The sequence below is a fragment of the Olivibacter sp. CPCC 100613 genome, from assembly GCF_036959255.1.
In the GTDB taxonomy this organism is placed as follows: domain Bacteria; phylum Bacteroidota; class Bacteroidia; order Sphingobacteriales; family Sphingobacteriaceae; genus Olivibacter.
Genome location: NZ_JAWMTI010000001.1, coordinates 704729 through 723067, shown reverse-complemented (window position 1 = coordinate 723067; position 18339 = coordinate 704729). Strand labels below are relative to the sequence as shown.

The window sequence follows — 18339 nt, the reverse complement described above, 5'->3', positions numbered from 1 at the left end:
TTAATAATGATTAATATAACAAATTATTATACGGGTATCGGGCCGTATGAATTTTGATTACTTTGTTGTATAAAAGTTGCCTAAATTCTTCGATATTCTTTTTTTCTGTTGCAGAAATGAAAACAGCAGGGCTGCTATGTTTTGCCATCCAGCTGTTCTTAAAATCGTCGATCGTGATACCGTTCTTTCCTTCCTCGTTCCCATGATCCTCACTCGTTGTCTCTACCGGTTTATAGGCATCAATTTTGTTAAAAACAGTAATCATCGGTTTATCAATCGCACCTAAATCTTTTAATGTCTCGTTCACTGTATTAATATGATCCTCAAAATTGGGATGGGAGATGTCCACAACATGGACTAAAATATCAGCCTCCCGTACCTCATCTAAGGTCGACTTGAAGCATTCAACTAAATGATGAGGCAACTTCCTAATAAAGCCTACCGTGTCTGATAATAGGAACGGGAGATTGTCCACAACAACTTTTCTAACAGTGGTGTCCAACGTGGCGAATAACTTGTTCTCTGCAAAAACTTCTGACTTAGAAATCATGTTCATAATCGTCGATTTGCCAACATTTGTGTAACCAACCAAAGCTACCCGGATTAGCTCGCCTCTATTTTTCCGCTGCGTTTCATTTTGCTTATCAATCTGCTTCAACTTTTCTTTTAATAAAGAAATTTTATTTAGGATCATCCGACGGTCACTCTCGATCTGTGTTTCCCCCGGCCCCCTCATACCAATACCACCTTTCTGACGTTCCAAGTGAGTCCACATTCGTGTCAGTCGAGGCAACAAGTATTGTAATTGAGCAAGCTCAACCTGTGTTTTTGCTTGTGCGGTTTTTGCACGGTTGGCAAAGATGTCTAATATTAGATTGCTTCGATCTAATATTTTGATCTTCAATTCATTTTCGATATTTCTTAGTTGAGAAGGGCTCAGCTCGTCATCAAATACAACCATATCCGCCTCCTCAGCATTTACATACGCTTTAATTTCATCCAGTTTTCCACTACCCACAAAGGTCGCTCTATCTGGCCTCTGCACTCGTTGCGTAAAACTATTGATTGTTTCTCCGCCTGCGGTTTCAACCAGAAAGGCTAACTCTTCAAGGTATTCTTTTTCCTGATCTTCCGTTTCGTTTGGGGTTATAATGCCCACTAAAACAGCTCTTTCAGGTTTTATTGCAGTATCATATATTTTTTTTATGGCCATAGGTATTCTTAAGGAATTAAAATTACTAATAATAGTTCTATAAGCTAGGTTTATATGTAATTTAACAGTACAGATAACGTAGCTCCTTGCATCTCTTTTGCAATGAAAGAATCGTGCCTGAAACTTAAGTCAATACGGTTACGGATGAGGTTTATTGCATGTGAAAAGTTCATACTTATCAATATACCGCATCTACAACCAGTATTTGGCAGCGATAATGTTGACTAGCATGTTATTACATAAAAATAATTTAATGTAAAGTGAAATGATTTGATGCCACAAAGTTAAGCGTTTTATAGCTAAAATCCATATATTAAGAAATTTTATCCCAACTGATACCGTTGCCTCGTTCTAAAAGGTATCTATGAAGTAGTTGATTTTCCGGATTTTCAAGCTTAGGATCGTGTTTAAATAGGTCGATTACTAAATTTCTTGCTTCTTGGAGTAGTTGCTGATCGGTACTCAAATCAGCCAATTTCAGATCCAATACCCCACTTTGTTGGGTTCCTGCGATATCTCCGGGGCCTCTCAGCTGAAGGTCAGTTTCAGCAATTTCGAATCCATCATTGGTTTTAACCATCGTGTTAAGCCTTAGCTTACCTTCATTACTGAGCTTATTGGATGACATCAAAATACAAAAAGATTGTTCGCCTCCTCTACCTACGCGACCGCGTAATTGATGCAATTGCGAAAGACCAAAGCGCTCCGCGTTTTCAATAATCATGACAGTAGCATTCGGCACATTTACACCAACTTCTATAACTGTGGTGGCCACCATGATCTGTGTCTCGCCTTTTACAAAGCGCTGCATTTCAAAATCTTTGTCTTTAGCTGACATTTTTCCATGCACAATACTGATTGTGTATTCGGGTAAGGGGAATTCGCGCGCTAGATTTTCAATACCGGCCTCCAAATGCATTAAATCGAGCTTTTCGCTTTCCTTAATCAGCGGATATACGACATATACCTGTCTCCCCTTGCTAATTTCCTCACGCATAAAGCCGAACATCCTTAATCGGCTACTTTCAAATAGATGAAGCGTTTTGATGGGTTTTCTTCCAGCCGGCAATTCATCGATTACGGATACGTCTAAGTCCCCATAGAGGGTCATGGCTAATGTACGCGGAATCGGTGTCGCGGTCATAACAAGCATATGTGGAGGTATAGGATTTTTTCGCCATAATTTTGCACGTTGCTCAACACCGAAACGATGCTGCTCGTCAATTACAACTAAACCTAAATTTTTAAATTGTACCGTATCTTCGATAAGTGCGTGCGTGCCAACTAATATATCTAAAGTCCCATCCAGCAGACTTTCGTGAAGACTTTTTCGCTCCTTTTTGGGCGTCGAACCGCTCAATAGCTTAATGGAGATGGGTAAATTACCAATCAAAGAAATTAAAGCATTGAAGTGTTGCTGAGCAAGTATTTCGGTGGGTGCCATCATGCAAGCCTGGCAACCATTGTCGACAGCTAACAGCATGGTCATGAGCGCTACAACTGTTTTTCCACTCCCCACGTCTCCTTGTAAGAGCCTATTCATCTGCGCGCCGGTATGTGTGTCATGTCTAATTTCTTTAATAACTCTCTTTTGAGCACCCGTCAATGGAAAAGGGAGGTGTTCTTGATAGAACGTGTTGAAATTGCTTCCAACTTTATCAAAAACGTGGCCTTTGAACTTATGTGTTTGAAGTAACTTATTCTTCAACAATTTGAGTTGTATAAAAAACAATTCTTCAAACTTAAGACGCCTCTCGGCTGATTTTAATTCCTCCACACTAGAAGGAAAATGAATATTGGTAATCGCTTCCGCTTTGGAGGTTAGCTGTTGCTTTTTTAGAATATAGGACGGAAGGGTCTCCGCCATTTTTTTTGAAGCCCAGGCAATTAACCCTTCTTGCAGTCGTTGAATCCCTTTTGTATCTAGAAAAAATTGCTTGAGCTTCTCCGTTGATCGATAAACAGGCTGTAAACTGGGATTGCCAACATTTTTATCGGCTGTATTGTAGAGCTCCATTTCAGGATGTGTCATGGAAAATTGACCGTTGAAAAGTGCTGGTTTTCCGAATATGATATATACAGAACCAATTTTGAGACTTTTTTCCAACCATCGGATGCTTTGAAACCAGACAAGTTCCATTGATCCCGTCTCATCTTTAAATTGCGCAACCAGTCGTTTGCCCCGTTTTTGTCCTATTTGTTCAACGGCAATTAATCGGCCTAAAATCTGAGCGGAAGGAAGATCAGGATGTAATTCGTTAATCTTATAATATTTGGTTCGGTCTATATAGCGGAAAGGATAATAATATACAAGATCACCAAAAGTAAATACCGCCAGTTCTTTTTTCAGTACGTCTGCCTTTTGTGGACCAACTCCCTTTAAGTATTCTATTGGCGTATGTAAACCATATTCAATCGCGGACATTTACGTGGGGCTAGCAGTTAGGCTTTCCAGGCAATACAAGAGATTTCAACATCAACTCCCTTGGGAAGTCCTTTAACAGCGACGGTTTCTCGCGCTGGAGCATTTTCTGTGAAATATTCACCATATACTTCATTTACTATATTGAAGTTGGCCATGTCGGTAAGGAAAATACTCGTTTTAGCTACATCGGCAAAAGAATAACCCGCTTCTTCTAAAATAGCATGCAGATTTTCCAGAACCTGTTTGGTTTGTGCTGCTATACTATCTAAAACTAAGCTCCCGGTTTGAGGCGATAAAGCAATTTGACCAGAGACATAGATTGTATTACCAGCTTTAATAGCTTGATTATAGGGGCCGATAGGTGCAGGGGCATTGTTTGTGTTAATGATTTCTTTCATATGATCTGAACTAACGAAGAAAAAACCAGTTGATAAGTTTATACAAAATTCCGAGTAAAAAGAGCGTAATCGCTACCTTGTTAATGATATGCATTACCCGCAAGTTAAAACTTTCTTTAGGGCGATTCCGATCCTTTTTGGAAAAAAAATACATATTACGAAATTAATGTGGATTGACGAGAATTCAAAGAAAAAACCCTCGGAACATTGTTCCGAGGGTTTCTATAATAACCTGCTTAATAGACAGGATTATTTTTTGAATTGTACGTTACGGTTCAATTGACGACCTTCTTCAGTAGCGTTAGATGCAACTGGTTTAGTTTCGCCATTGCTTACCACATTAACTTGGTCTGCAGCAACACCTGAGTTAACTAAGTAGTTCTTTACAGAGTTAGCACGGTCTAAACCTAACTGATAGTTGTACTCCTCAGTTCCTTCTTCAGAAGCGTTACCTTCTAAAGTAAGCGTAGCACCGCTAGCACGTAAGTCAGAAGAAACTTGATCTAAAGTTGGGTAAGAGCTAGTTTTCAACACGGAGCTATCGAATTCAAACTGAATGTTTGAATAAGAACCGGTTGAAAGAGCTGTCGTGTCAGGCTCAGGGAATTTAATTGGACATCCTGATCCATCAACTTGAGTACCAGCTGGTGTGTTAGGGCATTTGTCGAATTTATCGGCAACACCATCACCATCTGAGTCAGTGCTTAACGCTTGAACAGTTGATTCAAGAGCGCTAACACGTTGTTTCAACGCATCAACTTCGTTTCTCAATTCTGGGTCTTTCAACTCATCATAAAGAGTAGCTACTGGGTTAGCCCAATTTAAATCTTGCTTGTCTTTGCTTCCTAGTGAGAACTCTAAACCAGCATGGGTATAAGAGAACTTATCATTGCTAGCTCTGCCTTCCACTGGTCCAAACAATTGTTTAGTGTCAACAAAATTCATTGTATAACCTAAATCTAAAGCTACACGGTCTGATAATTTAAATTTAAGACCTAAACCTACTGGAATAAAAGCTTCACGAGTGTAGTCTTTATCACCCTTAAATTCTCTATCTGTTAAGCTTTCACCCCAGTTTCCTTTGTTATTCCATTCAGTACCGGTACCATCATTGTTGGTGTATCCTACTGGATTAAACGCCATCAATCCGTAACCTACACTAGCGTAAAAGTTAACAGCGTTTTCTCTTCTTAAGAAATCAATGGTAGCAAATTGGAATACACCATTCAAACTAACTGCATATTGAACATCAGTTTGTGCTGACTGTGCATTAATACCGTTGACATTTCCATAAGTAGGTAATACTTCCGGAGCTTGTCCATCCGCGTTATGCGTAAAAATACGTCCTCTGTTTGCATCTAATTGCAATCCGAACCAGCTCGAGAATTGTTTACGTATATTGATACCGTAATATTCTCTTACAGGGGCTTCGAAAAGACCCACTTTGCGTCCGAAAGCATTAGATCCTCCTACTAGTACATTAGGAGATGTTATACCGCCATTGACTCCAATGGACCAAGTTCTGTATTGGCTTCTTCCGCCAAATACTTTAGCATCTTGTGCTTGAGCTGCCCCAGTGAAACCTAAGGCGGCAATCAAAGAGCAAGTAACTGCTTTTTTGATTGTAGAATAGTTCATACTTCGTTCTTTTAAAGGTTAAACAGTTTTAATTGTATAATTTGTATACAAAAATAGTTATTAGTTTTATTCATGCAACAATAGCAAATACTATTCCAAAAAAAAAGATGGGATCAATTTGCCTCTCTTAGCCCCCTTTGATAGTGTGTCTTACTGTTAATTGTTGTATAAACGCTTGTTTTAAAGTGTTTTGCGTTCCATATATATCGTTTAGATAATTATAGGCACATCAAAAAATGGCTAAAAAAAATCATTAAAAAAATGTCTACTATTGCTACAATATTGACTTAAATATAGTACAAAAACTTATTTTTTGCCGTTTCTGATTATTTCTTTCACCTTTTTTGCGAGCTTAATCTTCAGGTATATGAGCGCTGCGATCCCCAGTATACTTCCGGCCATAATGCCGTATTGCTTCCCATTGTAGGAAGCAATGGTACAATAGGCTAAAACCAGAATACCGATATTGAGGAAAATATTATAAAGAATTTGCTTGCCCATATTGATTTAATATACCTGCATATCCGGGTCGAAAGCATCGCGCCAAGCAAGAATACCGCCTTCTAAATTCGCAAGGTTAGTATAACCTTCTTTCTCTAAAAGTAATATTGCTTGGGCACTTCTCTTTCCACTTCTACAGTGTACTACCACGGGTTTGTCTTTACGGATTTTATCTTTTTCTATTAAGACTTGGGCCAATGGAATATTCTCGCCATTCAGATTGGATGTTTCATATTCGAACTCCTCACGTACATCTATTAGTTGGAAATCTTCATGCTGATCGATTTTTTCCTTTAGCTCCTCTACGCTTATTTCTTTCATAATCTTTCTTTTAAGAATTAATACTTCTAATCGTCAAAGCTAGGGATTTTGTTTAACTTTATTACCAAACTTAACTAAACTTTCTTGTTCATCAAATCGGGGGACATTGGTGTTTAGATGCGTTTTGCGAATCGTTGAATTTTTGATCGATTGATGTCAACAATCCGGAAATTTTTAACAAGAAACAAAAATTAAAGTGATATTTTATGTATAAAAATAGATCATTGATGCATAAGCTTTTCCTTTCTCTTTTAGCGTTGATAATGGGTGCTTGTGCGAGTCAAAAGAAACAGGTGGCTGTCCGTATCGATCAACAAGAAGTGCAGCGAATTATTTCAACTTTAGCCGATGATCGATTGAAGGGTAGAGCTGTGTTTACTCCTGAAATAGAGGAGGCGGCTGCTTTTATCGGAGAAGAGTTCAGGAAGGCGGGGTTGCAACCACTTAAAGGCGGTGAAGACGATTTTTTACAAGGCTTCCAGGCAACGCAAATAAAACCGTCTCTGTGCGAAATTTTATTCGATGGCGAGCAGATTGATGAGGAGAGGGGTTTTGTGCTGAGTGATCAAGCAGGACTTAATTGGAATACGGATCCGGAAGTGCGTATTTTATCAATAAGTGCAGGAGATAGTTTCAGAAGTAAATACCGAGAGATTTCGCAGCAGGATATCAACGCCATTGTTTGTGTTGACGAGCGTTTCGCAAAGGAATTCAATTATTTGAAGCAACATGCGGATAATGGTAGGATATTATTAAATACGGATCAGAAGAAAAAGAATTCATTTGTTTTTGTCTTACATGCTAAACAACCCAAATCTTTTCGAGTTAATTATACAGGTACCGTAGAAAATAAAGGGCTTGCTAATGTCGTGGGGATATTACCGGGAAAATCCAAACCGAATGAGTTCGTTATTTTTTCGGGACATTATGACCATATCGGCATTTTAAAGCCCGTTGGTCAAGATTCTATTGCAAATGGTGCAGATGATGATGCTTCGGGAATTACCGCAGTAATAAGCTTAGCAAAGATTTTTGCTAAGCAAAAGGATAACGAACGAACATTGGTTTTTGCCGCCTTTACTGCCGAGGAATCTGGAGGCTATGGTTCGCAGTACTTTTCTAAGCAGCTTAATCCTGATGATGTAATGGCGATGATTAATATAGAGATGATTGGCAAAGACGCTAAATTTGGACCGAACGCTATGTACTTAACCGGTTTTGAAAAGTCGGATCTTGGTAAGATATTACAAAATAATGTGAAAGGTACCGGTTTCTCATTCTATCCGGACCCCTACCCGGAACAGAACCTTTTTTATAGAAGTGATAATGCAACCTTGGCTGCGCTGGGCGTTCCTGCACATACAGCTTCTACTGTGCAGATTGATAAGGATAATTACTATCATACCGTGAAAGACGAATTGCAAACCTTGGATATCAACAACATTGTTTCCTCAATTAATGCAATTGCCCTGGGGACGCGCTCGATAGTCGCGGGAAAGGATACACCAACACGGCTAGAGCCGTTAAAGAATTAAAGATTCTCCGCAATAAGTAAATGAGCTGTTTGAAAGTGAATCTCGAAAAAACCATCCTTTGTTGTTTGATATTGTTGATGTCCCTCTTTTTTTAGGCCTTTTGTTTGGAAAAGCGTTTCGTTTGCGAGAATGTGGATAACCTCGCCTGCGGGTTTCCATTTTTTGAAACCGGACTTGATGGCAAAGACTTTTCGTTCGCCATTGATAAACACCAAGTTAATAAGAGATGTAAAGCGGTGAAATAAATCTATCGGCAGCTCTTGAGAAAGTATATTAACGGCCTGGTATCCTTTTTCAACAAGATAGTTTAGCGCAATTTCTTTGAAGGAAGCGCTGTTCCCTCGGAGGAAAGTAAGTCCATCTTGTTTAATGCCATGATGATCTCCTACGCCAAGGACCACATCAACATGGATGTTTCTTTCCGACAACCATTGGGCACTTTCTTGATTGGCGATAACTGTAGGTGCCCACTCCAATAGCTGTCCAAGGAGTTCGAGGTCAAGATCTTGAAAAAAATCCACAATTAAAGCAGGTTCTTGTTGCTCTTTTACGATATGATGGGAAGACATATTGATCGAATTAAGTCTGCCTCTCAGAGACAGGAATACAAAACCTCGAAAGGTTCATGACGATAGATAGCTTCAAAAATGAATAAGATATCGGTAATTAAAATCTTCTTCCAGAAGAAATCAAGACGTGAAAAGGAATGGAATAGGTAAAACCCGCAGAGAATGCGCATCGCTCTGCGGGTTTTAAATGAGCTATTGGGCCAAAACTTCAATAATTGGATTACCGATACTTCCATTGGGCTCCTGGATGTGTAATAGACCTGCGACGGTTGCCGCAATATCGGTCATTGCGGTGACGCGGTTCGTTGCACCATGTTTAATACCCCATCCCATCCATACTAACGGTATATGTGAATCGTACGGATTCCAGTTACCATGTGTGGTGCCTGTAGATTTTGCTGATCCGGCATACCATTGTGGTTCTAAGACAATCTGAATAGCGCCACTACGTTTGTAATTATAGCCGTTTATAATGCGCTCTTTGATACGCGCCGGTATAGCTGCTTCCGATACTTTATCCATTTCCGCGGCGAAAGCAACCCCATCTATGTTCCGTAAATATTTTACTGCCTCATCACAAATGGCTTGTCGATCAAGATGCTGTTCCTTTATAAGTATGTTATTTAAATGAACTTGATAATTTGATAAGCTGATGACAAGCTTATCGGTATTAAATTTTGCTTTTAACTGTTCATTCAATCCTTGTTGTACCACTTTGGAATTAAAATATCCCCCATTCCCCTGCTGGTCCATGAAATACTGTGGGTTATGGGCAGCACCGTGATCAGCAGTTAAAAACACCGTATACTGTCCCTGTCCAACCGTTTTATCGAGGTAATTAAAGAAATTTTCCAAATCTTTATCCAGCCGTAGGTAATTGTCCTCGACTTCTATTGAATTCACGGCAAATTGATGCCCTATTTTATCGGGAGATGATATGCTGATTGCTAAAAAATCTGTAAAACCACTGGCATTATTTCCTAGTTCTTCATGGTCGATGGCTGCTTTTGCTAAATCAAGCGTTAAGGTATTTCCATAAGGTGTTGTAGCAACTAAACCGAGGCCGTTTTCTTTTAGCAGTTGAGAGGTCTTAACCGGGAATGTTGGTGCTTGTGTTCCTTTAAATTTGCCTTCGTACGGATTATTATCTTCAATGCTCTGTTTATAGGTTTCAATCGGATATAAGGTATTCCAATCTTGTTTTAAGTACTTTTCAGCAAGTTTTTGTTGATTAAAATCTTTAACCCATTTTGGCAAGTCCGTCATATAGTAAGAACTACTGATCCAGTCGCCGCTGTTATCGAACCAATAAGCGGCATCAGCAAAATGGCCTGCAGGTAAAATGGCACCTCGATCTTTTATGGCTATTCCAATTACCTTTGAACGGAAATTGGAAGCCAGTTTTAACTCATCGGTTACCGTTGATGCCAATAGATTTCTTGGCGACATTTTGCCCGCTACATTCTCGGGTGCAGTTCCAAGGGGGCTAACGGATTCATCTTCGGTACAATACATACTTTTTCCGGTAGCTTGTATGATGAAGTCATTTCCGGCAATCCCGTGAATAGCGGGTGTTGTGCCGGTGTAAACCGAACTATGGCCGATTGCAGTAATTGTTGGAATGTAATTGATATAAGTGTTTTCACAAGAGAAACCACTGTTTAGCATGCGTTTGAAGCCACCCTCGGTGTATCGATCGTAATAACGATATAGATAATCCCAACGCATTTGATCTACCATAATGCCCACCACAAGTTTGGGTCTATCCACCTGTTGGGCTTGTGCGCAGTATAAGCTGATACAACAGCATAAAAGTAATAGTCGTTTAAGTATCATATTTCGATTACTGTTTGTTTGCGGCCAAAATCGTAAATAAAGTTTTGAATTAGTAACTTCTCGTGTGATTTTTCTGTTATACTCGTTTTTATATCGCTCTTTTCTACGATAGAGAGAGAAATAAATAATAATTAGTTTAAGGGAAACGACTGTAACCGATAAAAGAGCAAAAAACGTATACGAAAGAAAAAAGGCATCTGCCTGTTGGGGTAGATGCCTTTTTCTTATTTAAAATTTTTATACTAATAACCGGACCGGTTCTTCCAATAATGATTTAACCGTCTGCAAGAAGGCTGCACCTGTAGCGCCATCCACTACACGGTGATCACAGCTTAAGGTAACTTTCATGATGTTACCCGGAACTACTGCGCCATTCTTTACTACAGGAACCTGCTGTATTCCACCAATGGCTAATATACAGGAATCAGGTGGGTTGATGATCGCGGTAAATTCGTCCACGCCGAACATGCCTAAATTAGATACCGTAAAAGTGGAGCCCTCCCAGTCTTTTGGTTGTAGTTTCTTTGCTTTGGCTCGTTGCGCAAAGTCTTTTACTTCTGCTGATATATGTGATAAAGTCTTTCCATCAGCGAAGCGGACAACAGGAACTAACAGGCCTTCATCCACAGCAATGGCAACACCAATGTTAACATGCTCATTATAGCGAATTTTATCGCCTAACCATGAAGAATTAACATTAGGATGCTGTTTCAAAGCCACTGCAACAGCCTTAATAACCAAATCGTTGAAAGATACCTTAACAGGGGCAACCTCATTGATTTTGTTCCGGGCCGAAATGGCGCTATCCATATCAATTTTCACTGTCACATAAAAATGTGGGGCAGTAAATAAGCTTTCCGAAAGGCGTTTTGCAATCGTTTTACGCATTTGCGTTACAGGCTTCTCAGAAAAGCTTTCTTCACCTATAAATTGCGGGATGGTAACTGATTTGCTTTCAGCGTTTGGCGCAGCGGAAGCTGCAGCTGTTTGCTTAGCGGCCGGTGTAAATGATTCAACATCTTTTTTGATGATGCGACCATTTTCTGCCGATCCTTTCAATTCATTTAAATCAATGCCTTTTTCTTGCGCAATTTTCCGCGCTAAAGGGGATGCTTTAACACGGGACGAATCGCTTGATACAGACTCTTTACTTGCTGTCTGACTTGCCTCCGTGGGGGCGCTGCTAGCAGATTCCTCTTTCTTTGCCGTTTCTTGTTTTTTGGGTTTACTGCTTTTTTGTTTAAGTAAAGGAGTTACATCAGTGCCTTCTTTTCCTACGATAGCAATGATATCATTCACTTTTGCTGCTTGTCCTTTTTCTACACCAACATACAATAAGGTACCTTCAGCGTAGGCAGTTACCTCCATAGTCGCTTTGTCCGTTTCAACGTCTGCAATGACATCGTCACTTTTTATCTTATCGCCGACTTTGAAATGCCATTCTGCAATAACACCTTCCGTCATGGTATCGCTGAGTAGTGGCATCGTAACGACAGTTGCACCCAATGATTCCGCGCTTACTTCTTCTCCTTCATCCTCATCTTCGGTTTCTTCCAGTGCCGGCGCGTCCTCTTTTTTATCTTCTTTTGCTGAAGAGGAATCATTGCCATTACCATCAAGTAATGCCTGATAATCTTCACCTTCTTCTCCTAATACAGCGATCACAGCATCAATGGGAACTGCTTCACCTTCTTTAGGACCTATGTATAATAGCGTGCCTTCCTGATAGGATTCAAAATCCATGGTAGCCTTGTCGGTTTCAACCTCAGCAATTAAATCTCCTGAGCTAACCTTATCGCCTACCTTTTTATGCCATTTTGCAATCACACCTTCTGTCATGGTGTCACTCATTTTAGGCATTCGAACTACTTCAGCCATAATATTATCTGGGTTTTTTTATCAATTAAATTATTAAGAATGCACCGTGGTTTAATCCATAATATATGGATAATCGTGCTGTACATAAACGTCCGTATAAAGCTCCTCAGGATTTGGATATGCTGATTCTTCGGCAAATTTAACCGCTTCGTCAACAATGCGTTTTACTTCCGCCTCCTCTTGATCAAACCACTGCTCGTCAGCATATTTATTCTCTAAAATAGCGTGTTTTACCGCAGCAATCGGATCGCGCTCTTTATACTGCTCCAATTCCTCTTTTGTACGGTATTTGGCAGGGTCCGACATGGAGTGTCCTTTATAACGATAGGTACGAATCTCTAAGAATGTTGGTCCTTCTCCTTTTCTTGCACGCTGAACAGCTTCATCCATCGCATTGTGAACGGCAACAACGTCCATTCCGTCTACGGGTGCACTAGGCATGTCAAAACCTAAACCCATTTTATAAATGTCAACCATGTTGGTGGTACGCTTAACGGAAGTACCCATAGCATAGCCATTATTTTCGCAAACGAAGATAACAGGAAGCTTCCAGAGCATTGCCATATTAAAGGTCTCATTTAAAGATCCCTGTCTTACCGCTCCGTCACCCATATAACAAACGCAAACATTATCTGTTCCATTGTATTTTTCGGCAAAAGCAAGACCGGCACCTAAAGGTATCTGTCCGCCGACAATGCCGTGTCCCCCTGCAAAATTGTTTTCTTTATCAAAAAAGTGCATCGATCCACCTTTTCCCTTCGAGCAACCTGTCACTTTTCCGAATAGCTCTGCCATAGCAGCATTGGCGTTCATTCCTTTCGCTAGGGCGTGGGCATGGTCACGGTAAGCGGTAATCATCGAATCTTCCTTACGAAGAACGGATATTGCACCTGCAACAACAGCCTCTTGTCCAATATATAGATGGCAAAAGCCTCTTATTTTTTGTTGACCGTAAAGTTGACCTGCTTTTTCCTCAAACTTACGCATAAGTAACATCGACTTATACCACTCTAGATATGTTTCTTTTGTTATTGGTGTTGAACTCATCGCTTTATGTTCGTGTACTTAATTTACTGGAAGGCAAATCTAATCAATTGTTGCGATATTCACAGAATGTACGTGGGAGAAAGTGAATTATTATTTGTTTTTCTCTCCCTTTTTTTGTTCGCCTGTATGGTATATAGTACACATGTCAAAAAAATGTTAAAATTGTGTTTTCTTTTTTTGACAAAGTAAAAGTTTTAGTTTAGATTTGCGACACAACCTGTTTTAGTGAATGGATAAATTTTTACATTAGAAAACAACATTGTTAACCTTAAACGGATAGTCAACCAGAACGCGTGGATTGGGCGGCTTCCTTAAAAGTAAATTAACTCGGATGAAAAAAACGCTTTTGGTAGTATGTATGCTACTAGGTGCCATGTCACTAAACCTTCAGGCCCAAACCTCCACTGAAAAAAATAATTCACCCGAAGATCCAGATAACTTAGCTAAAGAATACTTTTCTCAGATAATGGGAATAGCTGCTTCTGCATCCACCAATACAAAGCTATATCAGTTTGTTTATGATTGGATAGGAACACCTTATCGATTGGGCGGTAAGACAAAAAAGGGCATTGATTGTTCTAAGTTCGCCTATGAGGTATACGAAAAGGTATTTAACACTTCCATTGGGAATAATTCCAGAAATATTTATACACAGGTTGACCCCATCAACAAAAATGAATTGAAGCCGGGCGATTTAGTATTTTTCAAAATAAGAAGTAGAAGCATTACCCATGTTGGGGTCTATTTAGGTGATAGAAAATTTGCACACGCGTCAACAAGTAGAGGGGTTATGATCAGCAATCTTGATGAAGCCTATTGGAGACGGTATTATTTTAATGGAGGTCGCATGAGTCTGAAAGCGCAGAACGAAACCGGGTCGGAGGAGGAAGAGGTTCTCCATTTGAACTAGGCGAGACTCCGCTTCTGACAGTTGTACTGGATTCAATTATTTTTTGCCTTGTATACACCCACCGCTATCGGTCTATTGAACCGAAGATACTTCGATTCCTCTTCAGAAAATATTTACTACTTTTATCGAATCAGAATAATGCTATGGCAAGTGAAAAAATATTGATTTTAAACAAAGACCAGATTAGGAAGAAAATTACCAGGATTGCGTATCAGATTTTGGAAGATAATTTTGAAGAAAAGGAAATTGTTTTAGCTGGCGTGGCTGAGAGAGGATATGTGCTGGCTCGTCGTTTAAAAGAGGAATTGAGAAAGATTTCATCCGTAATCAATGTTACACTTATCAATATTTCATTAAATAAGATCAGCTCCACGCTACAAGCGGAAACAGATATTTCTGTTAATGAGGCAAAGGATAAAGTGGTGATATTGGTAGACGATGTGTTGAACAGCGGACGAACGCTGGCTTATGGTTTGGGTGTTTTCTTGAATGTTCCTCTACGAAAGATGAGGACTGCCGTGCTAATTGATAGAAGTCACCATAAGTTTCCTGTTGTAAGTGACTTTTCGGGACACAAATTATCTACCATTCTTAATGAGCACGTATCTGTCACACTCGAAGGTTTTGAAGACGAAGAGGATGCGGCCTATCTGCACTGATAAGATCATATGGGCAGAGAAAAAAACGTATTAGGCAGATGTGTGACACTTTCCCGCCTAACAACGAACCTGGAGCTGCCGGATTTCTTTATTACACGCAGGGGGGTACCTTATAAGCTATTGATCTTTAAAGTCATTCCAGGTTTGAGGGATGAGCCCTTTAAATTATTCATGGCTTTTATATTGTTAACCGTAGCACCTCTATATTTTTGCGCTATCCCCGAAAGTGTATCCCCTCTTCTAACCTTGTACGTTACATAGTTTACCGATTTCCGCTCGAGACCTTTCTTGCCGGTAACATAGCCAGGTTCTGAAATTTTCAACCGTTGTCCGGGAACAATTGCATTTCTTCGTAGCCTATTCCAAACCTTTAAATCTTGTACCTCTACTTGGTATTTATTGGCGACTGACGCTAGGCTTTCTCCTTTTCTTACACGATGATAAATAGCTTTACGATCTGTATTGGAGGCTGTAATGACTTTTGCAGGAGCGTCAGTTGGTGTGTTTAAAGCGGCATATAAACTGGCGTAAGAAGTCTTATCTACGGCTGGAACAACTAATCGCTTCGGTGCCTCCGGCGTACCGTTGATTATACTCTTTTTATAGGCAGGATTTAATGTAATCAGTTGATCCAAGTCGAGTCGCAATGCCTCTGCAATGCCTGATAATGGAATGAACTTGTCGATTAATATTACATCTGTACCTTCTTCCGCCGCAAGGGTAGATCCGGCATTGGCAGGACCTGAAATTCCAAGTAACTCATAGTTGCTAAGTACATAGGTCATTGCAATAAAGGCAGGTACATAGTTACGCGTTTCCTGCGGAAGATACTTTCTGACCGTCCAAAAATCAGGTTTTTCGATACCCGAACGTTGTATAGCTCTAGCAACATTTCCTTTTCCGCAATTATAAGAGGCAATTGCAAGTTGCCAATCGCCAAACTCGTTATAAGCGTCTTTTAAATAAGCTGCAGCGGCATAAGTTGCTGCATAAGGGTCTTTTCGCTCATCAACATAGTTGTCTATATTTAAATTAAAAGCCTTGGCTGTAGCAAACATGAATTGCCAAGGGCCGGTAGCCCCCACTCTGGAAACTGCGTGTGGATTCAAAGCCGACTCAATGATCGATAAATATTTGATTTCCTGTGGCACATCTGTTTCAGCAAATACCTTTTCGTAAATAGGGAAATAGTATTGCGCTAACTCAAGCATTTTAGCAAGATGGTTCTTATAGCGCGACGCCGTATACGCGTCGATATACGATTGAACGTAACTGTTATACGATAAAGGGACTACTCGTTGTAAGGTATCCAGTTGCTTTTTTATATTTTGAGGAGCAAGGTACCAAGAGGGGTCTTGGGCTTCCGGGTTTCTCCTATGCGTAGAATCTTCTCTAGGTTGAATGTCCGAAGTGGCATTTAATTTCGAAGGTTCGTCGGTATTTTTGCTTGTTGTTGCCTGTGTCAAATGAACGCAAAACAACATACCCACGGCAAACGCCGAAAATCTTTTCAATATCATGTCTTATATTTAAGGTTGTTGATTATCAAATCAATTCATCATTGCTGTACGTTAACATATTTTGAGCAAAGCCCAAAAGCGTTTTGATAATAATTCTCTTAAACAACGTTTTAATCAACCCACTTAGTATAGTAAGGTGATTTTTTTTAAATAATAATAAAAAAGCTACTGTAACATGCTATAGACGTTACAGCAGCTTATCTTTTATAAGAATGAGGGCTTATTGCTTTTCCTCTTTAACTTCATCTTTCGTGGTGCCGGCTTGACCCTCTTTAAATTCTCTCACACCGCGACCTAGTCCGCGCATTAATTCAGGGATTTTCTTTCCACCAAACAATAATAACAAAGCAAGAACGATAATTGCTATTTCAGGCCCACCGATACCCAGTAACAAAATTGTGTTTAACATAACTCAATATTTAAAATCTTTATTCAATAACTACGTTTGTAGCTCCTATTCTTTCTGTTATATACGTAATTCTTTTACGTCTAGTTTACAAACTTATGTAAAAATGCTTAGATAAACAATTTTTAATCATTTATGATTTTCTGGACCCAAATGCCTAATTCCCCGCTAACCAACTACTTGGGTTGATGGGAGAAGTTCCTTGCCAGATTTCAAAGTGCAGGTCCGAAGTCCCTTCCGTTGCATCTACTGCTACCGTACCAATTGCTTGTTTTACAGATACCTTTTGGTTTTTGGACACACTTACGCTTTTTAGATTCTGGTAAACGGTGAAATAATTACCATGTTTTACCAATACAGTGTATTGATTCTGCAACTGTATAATGGAAGAGACAACTCCGTCGAACACTGCGCGAACAGTAGCACCGGCTCCCGTGCGAATGGTGATTCCGTTACTGTTAACTTTTACACCTTTTCCATAAGTATACTGTCCATAACCTTGCGTTACCGATCCTGAGGCTACAGGCCATGGGAGTCTACCGCGATTACCCGTGAAGTCTGCTGCAAGTTTGGCTGCTTCAGGAGTTGATAAGAGGGCCTCTTTGTCGGATTTTCTAGCCGTTGGCTCCGGCGCTTTCGCATTCGGATCTTTTTTCGCTAACTCAGCCGCCCTTCTTCTTTCCTCTTCTTCGGCTTTTCTTCTTGCTGCTTCGATTTCCCTTCGAATAGCGGCTTGTATGGCACGGGCTAAACGTGCATCTTCCTGTTGCTTTTTATTCAGCTCTTGTTTATACTCTTTCTCCTTTTTTGTTAAGTCGTTAAGTGCTTTTGATTTAACAGTTTTTTGGCCATCAAGTGCTTTCTTTTCCTTTTCCTGATCGCTAAGAAGTACTACTTTTTCCTTTCTATTGCTTGCCAGTTCGGCTATTTTTTGCTCAATACTCTTCTGCGTTTCTTCGATTTCTTTTGCTTGTTTTTTTCGCGAGTCACTAAACTGTTGAAGGTATTTAAGACGCTTATAGGCTTGATTAAAGTCATTAGAAGCAAAAATGAACATCATTTTATTGTAGGCGCTTGAGTTACGGAAAGCAAATTGCACCATCGAAGCGTATCCTTTTTTGAGCTTCGCCAGCTCACTTTGCAACGAACGAATTGTATTGGTGTTTTTTGTTATCTGATTTTCGATCAGACTTACCTCGCTATTAATGGTTTTTATTTTTTTTACACGTAGGTTAATTTGGGCATTAAGAGCATTTACCTGTTTGAGTGATAGTGTTTTATCTTTTGATGTAGAACGTAACGTTTGATTCAGTAATTCGATCTCACGTGTAAGTGCTTCCCTTTGCTTTTTCAGTTGTGCGCTCGACTGCGCCCAGCTTGAAAGGCCTATTCCCAGAAAAAAAAACAAACAGCATATTGACTTTATCCGAATCATTCTCTTCTTCAAATCATTGATCGATGTCCTATTACATTACATCGTTAT

Annotated in this window: 17 protein-coding genes; 3 read left to right on the top strand and 14 right to left on the bottom strand. The window is 39.8% G+C overall.

From position 1 onward, the window contains the following. Positions 1-10: 10 nt before the first annotated feature. From hflX to RYH73_RS02745, 7 genes are all read right to left on the bottom strand, one after another. Positions 11-1213 (bottom strand): GTPase HflX, encoded by a 1203-nt coding sequence (gene hflX / locus RYH73_RS02775; protein ID WP_335311732.1) that lies wholly within the window; start codon positions 1211-1213, stop codon positions 11-13. A 313-nt stretch (positions 1214-1526) separates the two neighbouring features. After that, positions 1527-3638 carry an ATP-dependent DNA helicase RecG gene (recG, locus tag RYH73_RS02770; RefSeq protein WP_335311731.1) on the bottom strand — a complete coding sequence of 704 codons (2112 nt, stop codon included), beginning with the start codon at positions 3636-3638 and terminating at the stop codon, positions 1527-1529. A 17-nt stretch (positions 3639-3655) separates the two neighbouring features. Further along, complete coding sequence (locus tag RYH73_RS02765; protein ID WP_335311730.1) at positions 3656-4036, bottom strand: RidA family protein; 381 nt, start codon at positions 4034-4036, stop codon at positions 3656-3658. A 10-nt stretch (positions 4037-4046) separates the two neighbouring features. After that, positions 4047-4190, bottom strand: a complete 144-nt coding sequence (locus RYH73_RS02760; RefSeq protein ID WP_335311729.1) for a DUF6728 family protein — start codon at positions 4188-4190, stop codon at positions 4047-4049. A 95-nt stretch (positions 4191-4285) separates the two neighbouring features. Beyond that, complete coding sequence (locus RYH73_RS02755; protein WP_335311728.1) at positions 4286-5674, bottom strand: OmpA family protein; 1389 nt, start codon at positions 5672-5674, stop codon at positions 4286-4288. A 306-nt stretch (positions 5675-5980) separates the two neighbouring features. After that, complete coding sequence (locus tag RYH73_RS02750; RefSeq protein WP_335311727.1) at positions 5981-6175, bottom strand: DUF6358 family protein; 195 nt, start codon at positions 6173-6175, stop codon at positions 5981-5983. A gap of 6 nt (positions 6176-6181) precedes the next feature. Next, entirely contained in the window at positions 6182-6496 is a 315-nt protein-coding gene (locus RYH73_RS02745; protein ID WP_335311726.1) for a rhodanese-like domain-containing protein, read from the bottom strand. Positions 6497-6723: 227 nt separating this feature from the next. Here RYH73_RS02745 and RYH73_RS02740 point away from each other — a divergent pair, with 227 nt between their 5' ends. After that, positions 6724-8031 (top strand): M20/M25/M40 family metallo-hydrolase, encoded by a 1308-nt coding sequence (locus tag RYH73_RS02740; RefSeq protein ID WP_335311725.1) that lies wholly within the window; start codon positions 6724-6726, stop codon positions 8029-8031. On the opposite strand, the gene RYH73_RS02735 is transcribed toward RYH73_RS02740, so the two are convergent. From RYH73_RS02735 to pdhA, 4 genes are all read right to left on the bottom strand, one after another. After that, on the bottom strand, positions 8028-8600 hold the full coding sequence (locus RYH73_RS02735; RefSeq protein ID WP_335311724.1) for a hypothetical protein: 573 nt from the start codon (positions 8598-8600) through the stop codon (positions 8028-8030). The two genes, RYH73_RS02740 and RYH73_RS02735, sit on opposite strands and share 4 nt — an antisense overlap. A 192-nt stretch (positions 8601-8792) precedes the next feature. Beyond that, positions 8793-10436, bottom strand: coding sequence for an alkaline phosphatase PafA (gene pafA / locus RYH73_RS02730; protein WP_335311723.1), 1644 nt, complete (start codon positions 10434-10436; stop codon positions 8793-8795). Positions 10437-10673: 237 nt separating this feature from the next. Beyond that, positions 10674-12314, bottom strand: a complete 1641-nt coding sequence (locus tag RYH73_RS02725; protein WP_335311722.1) for a pyruvate dehydrogenase complex dihydrolipoamide acetyltransferase — start codon at positions 12312-12314, stop codon at positions 10674-10676. 51 nt (positions 12315-12365) lie between these two features. Next, complete coding sequence (pdhA, locus tag RYH73_RS02720) at positions 12366-13361, bottom strand: pyruvate dehydrogenase (acetyl-transferring) E1 component subunit alpha (RefSeq protein ID WP_335311721.1); 996 nt, start codon at positions 13359-13361, stop codon at positions 12366-12368. Between the two features lie 331 nt (positions 13362-13692). Here pdhA and RYH73_RS02715 point away from each other — a divergent pair, with 331 nt between their 5' ends. Further along, positions 13693-14271, top strand: coding sequence for a C40 family peptidase (locus tag RYH73_RS02715; protein ID WP_335311720.1), 579 nt, complete (start codon positions 13693-13695; stop codon positions 14269-14271). 143 nt (positions 14272-14414) lie between these two features. Further along, entirely contained in the window at positions 14415-14930 is a 516-nt protein-coding gene (locus RYH73_RS02710; RefSeq protein ID WP_335311719.1) for a phosphoribosyltransferase family protein, read from the top strand. Between the two features lie 110 nt (positions 14931-15040). Here RYH73_RS02710 and RYH73_RS02705 read toward each other — a convergent pair whose 3' ends face one another. The 3 genes from RYH73_RS02705 to RYH73_RS02695 all read right to left on the bottom strand — a co-directional run bounded on the left by RYH73_RS02705 (position 15041) and on the right by RYH73_RS02695 (position 18291). Continuing rightward, positions 15041-16450: a lytic transglycosylase domain-containing protein gene (locus RYH73_RS02705; protein WP_335311718.1), complete on the bottom strand. Its 1410-nt coding sequence runs from the start codon at positions 16448-16450 to the stop codon at positions 15041-15043. Between the two features lie 220 nt (positions 16451-16670). Next, a complete protein-coding gene (locus RYH73_RS02700) occupies positions 16671-16859 on the bottom strand; it encodes a Sec-independent protein translocase subunit TatA/TatB (protein ID WP_013664442.1) in 189 nt (62 codons plus the stop codon). 154 nt (positions 16860-17013) lie between these two features. Then, on the bottom strand, positions 17014-18291 hold the full coding sequence (locus tag RYH73_RS02695) for a murein hydrolase activator EnvC family protein (RefSeq protein ID WP_335311717.1): 1278 nt from the start codon (positions 18289-18291) through the stop codon (positions 17014-17016). Between the last annotated feature and the right edge of the window lie 48 nt (positions 18292-18339).